The 12977-nt window shown below is 63.7% G+C and carries 12 protein-coding genes; 8 read left to right on the top strand and 4 right to left on the bottom strand.

The window, feature by feature from the left end; genetic code table 11:
• The 4 genes from pheT to QZV93_RS06500 form a co-directional block, all read left to right on the top strand.
• Window positions 1-2262, top strand: a 2262-nt coding sequence (gene pheT / locus QZV93_RS06515; RefSeq protein ID WP_295556966.1) for a phenylalanine--tRNA ligase subunit beta, incomplete at its 5' end; no start/stop codon positions are given.
• Window positions 2263-2448: 186 nt separating this feature from the next.
• Entirely contained in the window at window positions 2449-3831 is a 1383-nt protein-coding gene (locus QZV93_RS06510) for an NAD(P)/FAD-dependent oxidoreductase (RefSeq protein WP_295556965.1), read from the top strand.
• A gap of 25 nt (window positions 3832-3856) precedes the next feature.
• On the top strand, window positions 3857-4291 hold the full coding sequence (locus QZV93_RS06505) for a GFA family protein (protein ID WP_295556964.1): 435 nt from the start codon (window positions 3857-3859) through the stop codon (window positions 4289-4291).
• A gap of 158 nt (window positions 4292-4449) precedes the next feature.
• Window positions 4450-4731, top strand: a complete 282-nt coding sequence (locus QZV93_RS06500; RefSeq protein ID WP_295556962.1) for a hypothetical protein — start codon at window positions 4450-4452, stop codon at window positions 4729-4731.
• Here the strand turns inward: QZV93_RS06500 and QZV93_RS06495 are convergent.
• Together QZV93_RS06495 and QZV93_RS06490 are read right to left on the bottom strand one after the other, a co-directional pair.
• Window positions 4710-6092, bottom strand: a complete 1383-nt coding sequence (locus QZV93_RS06495) for a YiiX/YebB-like N1pC/P60 family cysteine hydrolase (protein ID WP_295556960.1) — start codon at window positions 6090-6092, stop codon at window positions 4710-4712. The genes QZV93_RS06500 and QZV93_RS06495 overlap by 22 nt on opposite strands.
• Before the next feature lie 207 nt (window positions 6093-6299).
• On the bottom strand, window positions 6300-7769 hold the full coding sequence (locus tag QZV93_RS06490; RefSeq protein ID WP_295556958.1) for a lytic murein transglycosylase: 1470 nt from the start codon (window positions 7767-7769) through the stop codon (window positions 6300-6302).
• A gap of 238 nt (window positions 7770-8007) precedes the next feature.
• Here QZV93_RS06490 and lepA point away from each other — a divergent pair, with 238 nt between their 5' ends.
• The 3 genes from lepA (at window position 8008) to QZV93_RS06475 (ending at window position 10928) form a co-directional block, all read left to right on the top strand.
• Window positions 8008-9810: a translation elongation factor 4 gene (gene lepA / locus QZV93_RS06485; RefSeq protein ID WP_295556956.1), complete on the top strand. Its 1803-nt coding sequence runs from the start codon at window positions 8008-8010 to the stop codon at window positions 9808-9810.
• Window positions 9811-9908: 98 nt separating this feature from the next.
• Window positions 9909-10361: a nuclear transport factor 2 family protein gene (locus QZV93_RS06480; RefSeq protein ID WP_295556955.1), complete on the top strand. Its 453-nt coding sequence runs from the start codon at window positions 9909-9911 to the stop codon at window positions 10359-10361.
• A 93-nt stretch (window positions 10362-10454) separates the two neighbouring features.
• On the top strand, window positions 10455-10928 hold the full coding sequence (locus tag QZV93_RS06475) for a nuclear transport factor 2 family protein (RefSeq protein WP_295556953.1): 474 nt from the start codon (window positions 10455-10457) through the stop codon (window positions 10926-10928).
• Window positions 10929-10949: 21 nt separating this feature from the next.
• Here QZV93_RS06475 and QZV93_RS06470 read toward each other — a convergent pair whose 3' ends face one another.
• Window positions 10950-11453 carry a hypothetical protein gene (locus tag QZV93_RS06470; protein ID WP_295556951.1) on the bottom strand — a complete coding sequence of 168 codons (504 nt, stop codon included), beginning with the start codon at window positions 11451-11453 and terminating at the stop codon, window positions 10950-10952.
• Between the two features lie 235 nt (window positions 11454-11688).
• Here QZV93_RS06470 and QZV93_RS06465 point away from each other — a divergent pair, with 235 nt between their 5' ends.
• On the top strand, window positions 11689-12120 hold the full coding sequence (locus tag QZV93_RS06465; protein WP_295556949.1) for a PAS domain-containing protein: 432 nt from the start codon (window positions 11689-11691) through the stop codon (window positions 12118-12120).
• 83 nt (window positions 12121-12203) lie between these two features.
• Here QZV93_RS06465 and QZV93_RS06460 read toward each other — a convergent pair whose 3' ends face one another.
• On the bottom strand, window positions 12204-12815 hold the full coding sequence (locus QZV93_RS06460; RefSeq protein ID WP_295556947.1) for an SH3 domain-containing protein: 612 nt from the start codon (window positions 12813-12815) through the stop codon (window positions 12204-12206).
• Between the last annotated feature and the right edge of the window lie 162 nt (window positions 12816-12977).

Raw genomic sequence — 12977 nt, 5'->3', positions numbered from 1 at the left:
CCGAATGCCGACAAGCTGCAAGTGGTGATGGTCGAGGTCGAGAAGGGGAAACCCTTGCTCGAGGTCGTGTGCGGAGCCCCCAATGCGCGCGTAGGCCTCGTCAGCGTGTTCGCGCCGCTCGGCACCTACATTCCGGGCTCGAAGATTACGCTCGAGAAGAAGCCCGTGCGCGGCGTGGTCTCGAACGGCATGATGTGCTCGGCGGCGGAGCTGGAGCTCTCCGACGAGAGCCAAGGCATCATCGAGCTTGCGCCCGAAATGGCCGAGCAGGTGGGGGCACGCTACATCGATATCGCGGGGCTCAATGATCCCGTGTTCGAGGTGAAGCTGACGCCGAACCGGCCGGATTGCACGGGCGTGCGGGGCATCGCACGCGATCTCGCCGCAGCAGGGCTCGGCACGCTCAAGCCCGAGAAGGCCATCGCCGGCGTCGAGGGCGGCTATGACAATCCGATCGCCATCAAGCTTGCGTTCGCCAAGGGGACGGAGGACGCGTGCCCAGCGTTCGCGGGGCGGCTGATCAAAGGCGTTGCGAACGGGCCGTCACCGGAGTGGCTGCAGACGCGGCTCAAGGCTGTCGGGCTGCGGCCGATCAATGCGCTGGTCGATGTCACGAACTACATCAGCCAGGATCGCGGCCGTCCGTTGCACGTCTACGACGCCGACAAGCTCAAGGGCGCGGTCACGGTGCGCCTCGGCAAGTCGGGCGAGAAATTTCTGGCGCTCGACGGCAAGGAGTATTCCGTCGACGAGACGATGTGCGTGATCGCCGACGACAGCGGCCCGCTGGGCCTCGGCGGCATCATCGGCGGCGAAGCCTCGGGCTCCACCGAGGCGACGACCAACGTGCTCGTCGAGAGTGCCTATTTCGATCCCTTGCGCACGGCAGCAACGGGACGCAAAGCAGGTCTTGTCACGGAAGCGCGCTACCGTTTCGAGCGCGGCGTCGATCCCGAGAGCGTCATGCCGGGGCTCGATCTCGCGACGCAGATGATCCTCAAGATCTGCGGCGGCAAACCTTCGAAAGCGACCGTGGCCGGTCAAGTGCCGGACACGCGCAACGCGATCGTGCTCGAACTCGGGCGCGTGGAGAAGCTTTCCGGACTGGCGCTGCCCGCGCAGGAGATCAAGACCATCCTGGAAGCGCTGGGTTGCGTGCTGGTGGGCGAGGGCGATGTCGTCGAGGTGACGCCCCCCTCATGGCGACCCGATATCCATGGACCGGCGGATCTGGTCGAGGAGGTGGTGCGGATCGCGGGCATCGACCGTATTCCTGCGACAGCCCTGCCGCGAACGAGCGGAGTCTCGCGCCCGGTGCTGACCGAGACGCAGAAGCGCGCGCGTAAAGCGCGGCATCTGCTTGCTGCGCGCGGTCTCGTCGAAGCGGTGACGTGGTCGTTTCTGCCGAAGCCGCAGGCGGAGCTGTTCGGTACCGGCGCATTGGTCGAGCTTCAGAACCCGATCTCGGTGGATCTCGCCGTCATGCGGCCGAGCCTCCTGCCCGGGCTCGTGACGGCGATCGAGCGAAACCGGAACCGCGGCTTTGCCGATGTGGCACTGTTCGAGCTGGGGCAGGCCTATCGCGGCGAGCGTCCTCAGGACCAGTATCTTTCGGCTGCCGGTGTTCGCGCCGGGACGGCGGGCGCTTCGGGCGGCGGCCGTCATTGGGACGGCAAGGCGCAAGAGGTCACGGTGTTCGACGCCAAGGCGGATGCGGTGGCCGTGCTCGCCGCGCTTGGCATCGATGCGTCCAAGGCGCAGATCACGCGCGATGCGCCGGCGTGGTACCACCCCGGCCGCTCGGGCACCCTCAGGCTCGGGCCGAAAACCGTGCTCGCTTATTTCGGCGAGCTGCACCCGAGGACTCTGGTGGCGCTCGATGTGGCGGGTCCGGTGGTCGGTTTCGAGGTGTTCCTCGATGCACTGCCGCCCGAGAAGCGGAAGAGCCGCGCCAAGGCGGCGCTCGCCCAGTCCGACCTGCTTCCCGTCAGACGCGATTTTGCGTTCGTTCTGGACCGGGGCGTTGCCGCGGGTGATGTGGTGCGGGCGGCACTCGGTGCCGACAAGGCTCTCATCTCGGCGGTGTCGGTGTTCGACGTGTTCGAGGGTGGGGCGTTGGCGGCCGAGGGCAAGAAGTCGGTCGGTATCGAGGTTACGCTGCAACCCGCCTCCGAGACGCTGACCGACAAGGACATCGAAGCGATCTCGCAGAAGATCGTCGCCGACGTGAAAAAAGCAACCGGCGGCGAAATCCGCAGCTAATGCAAAGGCGTCTATCGGTGTTTTTGCCTTGGGTGGCGTTGCCGTGCCGCCCGGGGCCCTGGAACGTGTCCGGGGTGCTTTGGGAGACCGGCGCGCGATGCATCGCAGCTATCGATATTCTGTCGCCGCGCTCGAGGAATATTTGGTAAGAGACTGCGCACTGACCCAACGTGCGGGAGAAACGAGATGGGTGCGGACGTGACATCGACTGCCGAAGGTGCGGAGCCCCTTATTCTGCCAAAGCCAGACCTGCACCACATCGTCGTGGTTGGGGGCGGCGCGGGCGGTCTCGAGCTTGCGACGCGGCTCGGCGACAAGCTCGGGCGGGACACCTGGTTTCGAAAGCGGCAGGCTGCCATCACGCTCGTCGACCGGTCGCGCACCCACATCTGGAAGCCGCTGCTGCATGAGATCGCTGCCGGCAGCATGGAGGCCGACCGCCATGAGGTCGAGTATCAGGCGCATGCTCACTGGCATGGCGTGAAGTTTCGCTACGGCGAGATGATCGGCCTGGATCGCGCCAAGAAACTCGTGCACCTGGCGCACACCGTCGATGAAGACGGTCGCGAGATTACGCCGGACCGCTGGCTTCCCTACGACACGCTCGTCGTCGCCATCGGCAGCGTATCCAACGATTTCGGCGTGCCCGGCGTCAAAGAGCACGCGCTGATGCTCGATACGCCCGAGCAGGCCGAGCGCTTCAACCGGCGGCTTCTCAACGCGTGCGTGCGGGCGAACACTCAATCCGGCCCGATCCGGTCGGAGCAGTTGCACGTGGCCATCATCGGCGCGGGCGCGACGGGGACGGAGCTTTCCGCGGAGCTGCACGGGACGGCGCGTGGCGTGGTTGCGTTCGGGCTCGACAAGATCGACCCGGAGAAGGACATCAAGATCACGCTGATCGAGGCGGCGGATCGCATCGTGCCGGCGTTGCCTCCCCGCATCTCGGAGGCGACGACGGAGATCCTGCGCAAACTCAACGTCGATATCCGGACCAGCGCGCGCGTGACCGAGGTGACGGCGGGTGGCGTGAAGCTCGCAAGCGGCGACTTCATCGGCTCCGAACTCGTGGTGTGGGCGGCCGGCGTCAAGGGGCCGGACGTGCTGGCGAAGCTCGATGGCCTCGAGGTCAGCCGGTCCAATCAGCTGGTCGTCAAGCCGACGCTGGAGACGACGCGCGATCCCGACGTGTTCGCGTTCGGCGATTGCGCCTACCTTGTGCCGCCTGGGGAAACGCAGGCCATTCCTCCGCGTGCGCAGGCCGCGCACCAGGAAGCCTCACATCTCGTGAAGCAGTTCCGAGCCCGGCTGCGGGGCGAACCGCTCAAGCCGTTCAAGTACCGCGATTTCGGATCGCTGGTGTCGCTCGGCCATTACTCCACCGTCGGTAGCCTGATGGGCTTCGTGACCGGTCGCAAGATGATCATCGAAGGTTTCGTCGCCAAGCTCATGTACCGCTCGCTCTACAAGATGCACGAGACGGCGCTGCACGGGTATTGGAAGGTGACGTTGGATACGATCTCGCGGCTTCTGACGCGCCGCACGGAGCCGCACGTCAAACTGCACTGAGGCTTACGCAGCAAGGAAGTCGTGGATGGCAGGCGAGGTGAACGCGAGCGGTGGCTGTCTGTGTGGTGCCGTGCGTTTCAAAGTTTCGGGCAAGCCGCTGCGCATGGCGCAATGCCATTGCGTGGACTGCCAGCGGGCCACCGGTACGGGGCACGCTTCGAATGCGACGTTTCTCGAGCAGGACGTCGAGGTCTCCGGGGTCACGACGAGCTTCGCCAGCCCGTCCGACAGCGGCAACGTCCTGACGCGGCATTTCTGTCCGACATGCGGCGCGCGGTTGTTTCTTACGAGCAAGGCGCGGCCGGGGATGATCACGTTCGCGGTTGGCGCGTTCGACGACAGCAACTGGTACGAGCCGCAGTTCGTGTTCTACACCAAGCGCCGGCCGCGTTGGGATATCACCACCGAAAGCGTGCCGCACTTCGACGCCATGCCGCCGCCAAAACCTAACAAAAGCTGAACAGCGCGTGCCGCTCGGCGCAGCCCAAGCGGGTGTTGGCTGAAAAAGTGCGCCAGGGCGGGCGATCGATCGAATTTTACGCAAGCCTTAAAATCCGGGTTGACCGGGGTTTGCTACCGTCTGCCCGCGGACATCGGGTCCGGCGGAGGAAGCGTGCCATGTGCTCGCTGAGTGTCGTTTTCACGTTCGTGCTGGCGCACATCGTGGCCTGGTCCGCACTCGGTGGCGGCTGGCGCGGTGCCGGGCGTGCGCCATTCGCCGTCTTCTTCCCTGCGCTCGCTCTGCTTCTGCTCGATGCGGTCTGGAACGATTCCTACGGCAACCTCGGCGCAAAGCTTGCGGTACTGGCGAGCTGGGAGTTGCTCTACTTCTTCCTCTACGTTTGCCTGAGGGTGGCGATGCGGCCGTTCTCCAACGCTCAGGCTTTGCCGCGCAGATAGCCGATGCGTCCGTCAGATACTTCGCGCAAGCGCTCCAGGTGAACGAACATTTCGCGGGGGTGCAGCGGGAAGCCGGTCATGCGCACGTGATCGTCGTCGAGTGCTGAAAGCGACGGCATGACCTCCTCGGCAGATTTGTGCAGCATGGCGATGGTGGCGATGCACGAGCGCTTCATGTTGCTCGGGACCTTCGGCACAACGCTCGACAGCAGGTTCTTGGCCCGGTCCGACAGGTGGCTCGACAGCCGCCCAAAGACGGAGATCAGCTTGATGATGAAGTCCTCGTGGAAGACGTAGCCCTTGGTCTCCATCCATTCGAAGAACTTGGTCATGATCATATCCTGGCGACGCAGCAGCGGCGTCGCCCGGTAGTCCTGCCACTCGGCAACGAGATCGAAGCGCGGGTCGAGATCGATGTCGCCGGGGGCAAAGGTTTCTTTGGCGCGCACGCCGATGGCTTTCAGGAACGCCTTGTTGTTGCGCTGGTCGAGATGCGTCTTGTAGGCGGGCAGCTGGATTTCGCCGTTGCTTGCGTCGGCATAGGCCTGGGCGACGAGCTTGGCGCAGAAGAGCTTGCGCCGTCCCTTGAGCCGCATCGAAAAATCGTAGGGAATGTGTGGTGCAGTCCCCGTCCTGGTCGCGAGAACGCGATCGTAGGCGAGCTTCGCGGCGCGCGCTGCGATCTCGTTGTCCCGAAAACGGTAGAGGACCGCGCGTCCCAGTCCGTGATCGAGCACGTGGTCGAGCGAGTTGATGACGGAGCCGTCCTCGATCAGCGCCTCGACGACCCAATGCTTGCCTTCCGGGTCCACGTAGATGATGGCGATGTGGCTGAACTGGGTATCCACATCGCCGATACGCGCGATGGCGGCGCTGTTGTGGGCGCTGCCGCGCATCAAGAGGACGTCGCCGGAGCGAAATGGGATGTCCTTGCTGGTGTCGAAGGCCGGGTGAACGAGCGTGTTCCAGTCTTTGCCGGTGAAGCCCCGCTTACTTTTTTCGCCGGGTGCAAAGCGCGCATTTCCGTTTGCGATTTCGCCGAGCATGTCGGTGCCGTAGCGGGCGATGCGGAACACGTCCCGCAAGGCGCTCTGTGCGGGGCGTGAGAACACATGTTGCGCCTGCCAACCGGCGATGCGATCGCGCAGCCGCAGGCGGGATATGAAAAGGCGTTGCAGCAGTTGAGGTGCCGCGGCGGCGACCTCGCGGCGATCGGCGCTTCCGAGGTCCGTGTCGTAGAGGAGCTGATACAGAGAGCGCAGCATCGCTTCCAGCTCGCCCGCCGAGCGCATATGGCGGTCGGCGACGGCGTCAACCTCGGCCAAGCGCTCTTCGATGCCCGTCACGATCGAACGTTGCACGGCACTTCCCCCTTCTCGCTCCGTCGCAGTCTACGACGGTCCCCACGGCCGGAAAATGCTTATAGCCGCGCAAGCATCCGCGCGGACTCGATGGTCACACGGCCGTCGGCTGGCGCCCCCGCGCTGCAACCAACGAAGGCCATGATGAACACTTCGCCCCTGATTGATAGGGTTTGGCGGGCGATTGGTAAAGCGGGAGAGGCGGATTCAGCTGCCGCGCAGCGCTGCCAGCAGTTCCGGTGTCGGATAGGAGTCGGCCGGCAGTTTGTACTTGATCTGCATGGCTTTGATGGCCTGGCGGCTCTTGAGACCGATCAGGCCGTCGATCTCGCCGACATCGAATCCCCGCGCCGTAAGCTGGCGCTGCAGCTCCTTGGCTTCGTCGATGGTCAACACAGGAATGCCTTCCCGGCCGCGGCGCATGGACGGGGCCCCGTCGATGCGAGTCGCGAGGTAGGCTGCGGTGGTGGCGTAGTTCAGCGACTGGTTCCACTGCAGATAGACGTCGAAATTGGGAAGGGCCAGGAATGCCGGCCCGAAGCGGCCCATCGGTAGAAGCAGGGAGGCTGGAAGCGCGTCGTTTTCGAGCGGTGAGCCATCCGCCTGCGTCACGCCCCAGGCGGACCATTGCGAGCGGGGATGCTTGATGGTGAGATCCGACTGGTCCCAGGGCATCTCGGCAGGAACGCGAACCTCCTGGAGCCACGGCTCGTTGGGGCGCCAGCCGAGATGAGACATATAGTTGGCGGTGGTGCCAATGATGTCGGTGGCATTCGAGAAGAGGTTGGGCCGGCCGTCGCCGTCGTAGTCGATGGCGTGCTCGAGGTAGCGGGTCGGCAGGAACTGTGTCTGGCCAATTTCGCCGGCCCAAGAGCCAATCATGGTGTCGGGGGTCATGTCGCCGCGATCGATGATCTGCAGCGCCGCCTTCAGCTCGTCGCGGAACATGGGACCGCGACGGCAGTCATAGGCGAGGGTGACCAGGGAGCGCATGATCGGGAGCTTGCCCATGCCGGCGCCGAAATCGCTTTCGAGCGCCCAAAAGCCCGTGATGACAGCGGGATGGACGCCGAACTGCTTGATCGCGCGGTCAAAAGCCTCGCGGTTTTTCTCGATCTGGGCGCGGCCGTTGGTGACGCGGTTGGGGGTGGCGAGCTTGGCCGAGAAATCCAGGAAGCTCTGGGCGAAGAAGCCCTGGCGGCGATCGCGGGAGATCACGCCCTGGTCGGGCGTCATGCCGTCGAGCGCGAGCGAGATGGTGCGCTGGCTGATGCCTTCGGCTGCGGCCTCGCGGCGGAAATCACGCATCCAGGTGTCGAAGGCCCATGTCGTCTTGCAATTGCGTGGCGCCGGCGGCGGCGGAAGACCTTTTGTCGAGACGCGGCCCGGGGCAGTGGCTTGGGGCGCGGGGGCTTGAGCCGCGGGGGCGGCCTGAACAACAGCGGGCGTCGCGGCCGCGGGCGGGGTCGCCGCCTCGGCCGCAGGAGCGGCCTGCCCGCCGGGTGGTGTCTGGGGGGATGGCGCCGGTGCGGCGGCCGGAGGCGCCTGCTTTTTCCGTGGTTTGGACTTGTCGCTGGTGGGGCCGAACTCGATGCCACCGGCCGTCACCGAGGCCTGCTGCGCGAAAAAAGTCAAAGCCGTCACGGCGGCGGCAACGGCAAGACGAGGGAAGCGCATTATTCGGTCCATCCGATATCAATTTTTCGCCGCCACTCATGCTGAGCCGTATGGCGCCGTCAAGACTGCTGTCGGCGCCGCATGCGCCTGATTTCCGGCCCTTACCGATTGCTACCTCGGCAAATCCGCTTTTATTAGAATTATTCTAGACTATATAGCCTGGGACTGTTTTCAGCGCGGTCGATGGCCGCTCCGAACGCTCTTTTGCCCTGCCGAGCGAGGTGATAAGCACGCGCGCATGACCGAACCCTCATTGATCCGCAATTTCTCCATCATCGCGCACATCGATCACGGCAAGTCCACGCTGTCGGACCGGCTGATCCAGATCTGCGGCAACGTCTCGAACCGCGAGATGAAGGAGCAGATCCTCGATTCGATGGACATCGAGCGCGAGCGGGGCATTACCATCAAGGCGCAGACGGTGCGCCTCGACTACAAGCATAGCGACGGAAAAACCTATCAGCTCAATCTGATGGACACGCCGGGGCACGTGGATTTCGCCTACGAGGTGTCGCGCTCGCTGGCGGCGTGCGAGGGGGCCATCCTGGTCGTCGACGCCAGCCAAGGTGTCGAGGCGCAGACGCTGGCCAACGTGTATCAGGCGCTCGACAACAATCTCGAGATCCTTCCGGTGCTGAACAAGGTCGATCTGCCCTCGGCTGACGAAGACCGGGTGAAGCAGCAGATCGAGGACGTGATCGGCATCGACGCTTCTGAGGCGATCGGCGTCTCGGCGAAGACGGGTCTCAACGTGGAAGCCGTTCTGGCGGCGATCGTGGAGCGGTTGCCGGCGCCCAAGGGCGATCCGGACAAGCCGCTCAAGGCCATGCTCGTCGACAGCTGGTACGATGCCTATCTGGGGGTCGTGGTGCTGGTGCGTGTCATCGACGGCACGTTGAAGCGCGGCCAGAAGGTGCAGATGATGGCGACGGGCGGCCATTATCAGGTGGAGCGCATCGGTATTTTCCGGCCCAAGCAGGAAATGCTCCCGGAATTGGGGCCGGGCGAGGTTGGCTTCTTCACGGCGGCGATCAAGGAAGTGGCCGATACGCGCGTCGGCGATACCGTGACCGACGAGAAAAATCCGACACCGGATCCGCTTCCGGGCTTCAAACCGGCGCAGCCGGTTGTTTTCTGCGGATTGTTCCCGGTCGACGCGGCGGACTTCGAGGATCTCCGCGATGCCATGGGGCGCTTGCGCCTGAACGACGCGAGCTTCTCGTTCGAGACCGAGACGTCGGCCGCGCTGGGCTTCGGTTTCCGTTGCGGTTTCCTCGGCCTCTTGCATCTCGAAATCATCACCGAGCGGCTCGAGCGCGAGTTCAATCTCGACCTCATCACGACGGCGCCGTCGGTCATCTATCACCTGCACATGACCGACGGATCGACGATCGAGCTGCACAACCCGGCCGATATGCCGGATACGGTGCGGATCGATCACATCGAGGAGCCTTGGATCGAGGCGACGATCCTGGTGCCGGACGAATATCTCGGGGCCGTGCTGAAGCTTTGCCAGGATCGCCGGGGCCGCCAGAAGCAGCTCACCTACGTGGGCACGCGCGCCATGCTGATCTACGAGCTGCCCCTCAACGAGGTGGTGTTCGACTTCTACGACCGGCTGAAGTCGGTCTCGCGCGGCTATGCGTCGTTCGATTATCACATCAAGGGCTACGAGGAGAACGAGCTCGTGAAGCTCTCTATCCTCGTGAACGACGAGCCTGTCGATGCGCTGTCCATGATCGTGCACCGGACGCGAGCCGAGAGCCGAGGCCGCGCCATGTGCGAGAAGCTCAAGGAGCTGATCCGCCCGCACCTGTTCAAAATTCCAATCCAGGCGGCCATCGGCGGCAAGGTGATCGCACGCGAAACCATCAGCGCGCTCCGCAAGGACGTGATTGCCAAATGCTACGGCGGCGATATCACGCGCAAGCGCAAGCTTCTCGACAAGCAGAAAGCGGGTAAGAAGAAGATGCGCGAGTTCGGCAAGGTCGAGATCCCGCAGGAAGCCTTCATCGCCGCGCTCAAGATGGACGAGAACTGAGGGCGGGCCGTCTCCGTCTCGAGCATTGGCGCAATCTGCGGGGTGAAATCTCCGCGCCATCCGTTGACCAGGTATTGGTCGGGTGTTGGAGAGAGCCAGTGTCGAAGGATGACGACATCGCGGTGTTCCGCCTCGCCGTGCGCTACTGGAGCGAGGGGAATTTCGACGGCGTCATCGCGCTACTGGCCGATGACATCGTTCACAACGTCAATGTCGACAAGCTCGAAATCCCTTGGGTGTCGAGTGCCGCCGGAAAGGCCGATGTCACCGCACGGCTGGCGCTGATCGATCGAACGTTCGTCGTCAACGCTTTCATCATTGAAAACCTCGTCTGCGACGGCGAGGAAATCCGCGCGACCGTTCTTGGATATCACAGGCATCGAAAGACCGGCGAGAGACTGGACGTGCGCGTGAGGTTCCGCGTGCGCGTGAGGGACGGGCTGCTCTCCCGTATCGACGAGTTTCTCGACGAAGCCTACATCGACGCCTTTCAGCGCTTTGTTACCTATCTCGAGGAGGCCGCGATCGAGGCGGGAGCGCCTCAAATCTGAGGATGGACGGAGGCGGGCAGGTTCAGTTTTTCTTGTGCCTGCGGAGATCGCTCGATACTCCTGTCGTGTATTGTTGGTTATTCACGGAAGCAAATGCTGACCCGTACGCGAGCACGCGAGCTTATCGAGGGCTCGCATGAGGCATGGAGGCGGGGCGATCTCGAATGGCTGCTCGCCCAGTACGCCGACGACATGGAGTATTGGTGCAATGCCGGCGACCCGTCCGGAGGGCCGGTCGAGATCAAGGGCAAGGCCGCGTTTGGGGAGACGCTGGCCGCGGTTCTGCGGACGACGCACTGCATTTCCCACATTCTTTCGTTCGACTTCGACGGCGTGCGCGGGAGAACCAAAGCTCACTACCGCCTCGAGCGGCGCGGGACTCCGGTGGTGCTCGAGGGCAAGTACCGGCAGGTCATCTCCTACAAGGCTGGTCTCATCTCGCGTCTGGAAGAGTATCACGACGCCGGCCGGCTTACGGCGTTCTGGCAACTCACATCGGGTGATGCGCAGCCGAAGCTGGCGGTGTGGGATGCGGAGCGCCCGGGCGGGAAGCCGCCTCGCTCCTGAGTATCAGTCTTCACAGACGGACTAAGGACGCTTGAGGCTTGCGACGACAACCAGGGAACGGAGGAAGCCTTCGAAGTTGTTGGCGGTCCATTCGCGCTTGGGGGAGTCGCTTACCAGGGAAAAACTCCTGTCGCTTCCGATCAAGCGGGCCTCGATGGTGAAGGTGGTCGTGCCGTCGTCCCAATCCACCTCGCGGTTGACCTGAAACACGTGAACGCCGTCGACCGTGCGCTCGGCGGGTGCGGTTATGCGCGCGTCGCGGACGTGGCCCGAGCCTTTGTTGTGCTCGGCCAGTCCGCGATGGTGGTTCTCGAAGTCCTTGAGCGTGATCGTGGTGCGGTGCGGCTGTTCCTTGTAGCTCACGACCGAGCCGGCAGCGCAAATGTCGCTGGCGCAGCGATAATAGACGATGCCATCCGAGCGGGACTCCTGCTGCCAGCCTTCGATGGCCAACGCGATCGTTTCCTGCGCCGCTGCAGGCGGAGTGAAAAGGAGTGCTGCAATCACTGCGAGCGTGTGCTTCATCGGATTTTTTCCCGCGTCGATGCGGAACCCGTGGGGTTTCGCCAAATTGGTACGAAGGCTCGCGACGCAGGTCCAGGGAATCCTTCATTGTGCGTTGCTTCGCCTGTTTTTTGTGCGGCTGCACCATGCCCGCGCGCGGCAGCGTCAGATGCTCGGTCGCATTGACGGGGAGCGGTGAGTTGGTGTTTTAAGTTCGCCTCGGACTGTCCCATCTCATCACATAGAGAGTATGCGCATGAGCTTATCACCGGGCGTCGAAGCTCCATTTCTCGATAGCGTTCTTGGGCGGATGAACGGATTTCTCTACCGGTGCAGAGCCGACAAGGAATTCACGATGCTCGAGCTGACCTCGGGCTTCGAGCGGTGCTTCGGCTTCGACGCCAACGAGGTGCTCGGCAACCGGGCGCGCTCATTTGCGTCCCTCATTCATCCGGACGACTCCGAGGCGGTCGACACGGCTGTCGTCGTCGGTCTCCAGCAGCGAAAGAACTGGAATATCAATTATCGGATCCGGCACGCGGCGGGACACTACGTGTGGGTGCACGAGGACGGCGGCGGCGTGTGGGACGATGCGAACGGGCTTGCGTATCTCGAAGGAGCGGTGTTCGATATGAACCAGCTCTATGCCAGCCTCAATGCGCAGTTCAGCGAAGGCGCACCGGCGTGATGCTGTAACGTGCGTTGCGTTTCCGGAACGACAAAGCCCCCAGCAGATTGCCGGGGGCTTTTTTACTCCAGGAACGAGTTCCCTCAGCGGCGGTCTTGGCGCCATTCGCGGCGGTCGTCCCGACGTTCCTCACGCCAGTCCCGCCGATCCTCGCGTCTCTCGTGGCGTCGTTCCATGCGCCGCCAGCGATCGGGGGGCAGGGCCATGCCCTGCGGAGCATGATAGCCGGACCGCCACCAGCCCGCTCTGCGCGCGCCCGGAGGCGGGGCGCGCCAGCCGGGACGAGGGCGGACCTTGTAGGAATACCAGCGTCCGCGATCGCTGTACCAAGGACGGCCGACATAGTGGCGATCCCAGTAATCGCGGGCTGTGAACGTCACAAACGGGATGCGGAAAACAGCAGGTCCGACATCCGGCAGGCGCACGTACTCGCCGCGCTGCTCGAAGGCGAGATATTCGCTGTAGACCCAGCCGCGATTGCCGGCCCAGATCACATCGCACCAGGATTCATCGCGCAGGCAGCCGGTGATCTCCACCTCGTCGCCCTCGGGAATGACGCCGACGCTCGGGAAGTCCGTGTCGGGACCTGTTCTCACGTTGACGTTGGCGGTCGAAAAGCCGGGGGCGGCATGAGCCGCGGTTATGCTCATCAGAGTCAAACCGGCAAACGCACCTATCAGTCTCAGTTTCTTCATCGTCACTCCAATCTCGGCGTGTGAACGGCAGTCACTTCAAAACCGTGACGGCGATGTGGCGTTCCTTCGTTTTTGCCGGCGCTCCGGCCTGTGGCATGTCATGCCAACGCGGAACGCGGGCGTATTCCGTCGCTTGACGGGTGTCGTCCGTGGGCGTACATG

The organism is uncultured Hyphomicrobium sp., assembly GCF_902826555.1.
Classification (GTDB): Bacteria; Pseudomonadota; Alphaproteobacteria; order Rhizobiales; family Hyphomicrobiaceae; genus Hyphomicrobium_C.
The sequence above is the reverse complement of the archived record's forward strand: the minus strand, read 5'-3'. Positions and strand labels throughout refer to the sequence as shown.

Excerpts from the sequence above, each read along its gene's own strand:
- QZV93_RS06510 (WP_295556965.1), top strand. The coding sequence starts at position 2,449 with ATGGGTGCGGACGTGACATCGACTGCCGAAGGTGCGGAGCCCCTTATT.
- QZV93_RS06505 (WP_295556964.1), top strand. The coding sequence starts at position 3,857 with ATGGCAGGCGAGGTGAACGCGAGCGGTGGCTGTCTGTGTGGTGCCGTG.
- QZV93_RS06500 (WP_295556962.1), top strand. The coding sequence starts at position 4,450 with ATGTGCTCGCTGAGTGTCGTTTTCACGTTCGTGCTGGCGCACATCGTG.
- QZV93_RS06490 (WP_295556958.1), bottom strand. The coding sequence starts at position 7,769 with ATGCGCTTCCCTCGTCTTGCCGTTGCCGCCGCCGTGACGGCTTTGACT.
- lepA (WP_295556956.1), top strand. The coding sequence starts at position 8,008 with ATGACCGAACCCTCATTGATCCGCAATTTCTCCATCATCGCGCACATC.
- QZV93_RS06475 (WP_295556953.1), top strand. The coding sequence starts at position 10,455 with ATGCTGACCCGTACGCGAGCACGCGAGCTTATCGAGGGCTCGCATGAG.
- QZV93_RS06470 (WP_295556951.1), bottom strand. The coding sequence starts at position 11,453 with ATGAAGCACACGCTCGCAGTGATTGCAGCACTCCTTTTCACTCCGCCT.
- QZV93_RS06465 (WP_295556949.1), top strand. The coding sequence starts at position 11,689 with ATGAGCTTATCACCGGGCGTCGAAGCTCCATTTCTCGATAGCGTTCTT.
- QZV93_RS06460 (WP_295556947.1), bottom strand. The coding sequence starts at position 12,815 with ATGAAGAAACTGAGACTGATAGGTGCGTTTGCCGGTTTGACTCTGATG.